This is a genomic window from Pseudoroseomonas cervicalis ATCC 49957, from assembly GCF_000164635.1.
Lineage (GTDB): Bacteria > Pseudomonadota > Alphaproteobacteria > Acetobacterales > Acetobacteraceae > Pseudoroseomonas > Pseudoroseomonas cervicalis.
This window is the reverse complement of record NZ_GG771159.1, coordinates 1-731: the sequence shown is the minus strand read 5'-3', so window position 1 is coordinate 731 and position 731 is coordinate 1. Positions and strand designations below refer to the sequence as shown.

Sequence of the window (731 nt, the reverse complement as noted above, 5' to 3'; positions counted from 1 at the left end):
CACCCGCGCAGCGCGGCGCGGCTGCGCGAGGCGGGGCTGGCCGTGCCGCCGGGCGTGAAGCTGCTGCCGCCGCTCGGCTATCTCGATTTCATCGGTCTGCTGGCGCGCGCCCGGCTGGTCGCCACCGACAGCGGCGGGGTGCAGGAGGAGGCGGCGCTGCTCGACCTGCCCTGCATGACGCTGCGCCCCTCCACCGAGCGGCCGGTGACGCTGGACTCCGGCGCCAACCGGCTGGTGCGGCCGCATGAGCTGGCCGAATGCGTGCGGGAGGTGCTGGACGGCGCCTGGCCGCCGGCGCTGCCCATCCCGCTCTGGGACGGCCGCGCCGGGGCGCGCATGGCCGAGCATCTGTCCGAGTTCCTGGCCGCCCGCGCCCAGCCCGTGGCCCCCGGTTTCGCAGGTTCCGCCCTTCCCACTGTCCCCCCCCCCGGAAGGGCGAGCCCGGCGACGCGCCAGACTGGCGCGCCGCCCGCCACCCGGGCCGGCTTCGCTCCCCCCGAGGCGAAGCCCGGTCCGGGTGGCCCCCCATCGCGCCAGGGTCGCAGCGCCGCATGAGCGCAGCACCTCCTCCTGGCACCGCCCCGCCGCCCGAGGCGCCGCTGGTCTGCCTGCTCTCCGCCGCGCATCCGCCGACCGATCTGCGGGTGGTCGGCAAGGAGGGGGCGGCGCTGGCGGCGGCCGGCTGGCGGGTGCTGCACATCGGCCCCGGCGACACGGCGCCGGAGCGGCAT

Annotated in this window: 2 protein-coding genes; both read left to right on the top strand. The window is 78.4% G+C overall.

Going from position 1 to position 731, the window contains the following annotated elements; all coding sequences use genetic code 11:
* Nucleotides 1-555 (top strand): UDP-N-acetylglucosamine 2-epimerase (locus tag HMPREF0731_RS22335; RefSeq protein WP_007006545.1); only part of this gene is annotated, 555 nt, incomplete at its 5' end.
* Nucleotides 552-731: hypothetical protein (locus HMPREF0731_RS22330; RefSeq protein WP_040614509.1), on the top strand; the 180-nt coding region annotated here is incomplete at its 3' end. The genes HMPREF0731_RS22335 and HMPREF0731_RS22330, both read left to right, overlap by 4 nt.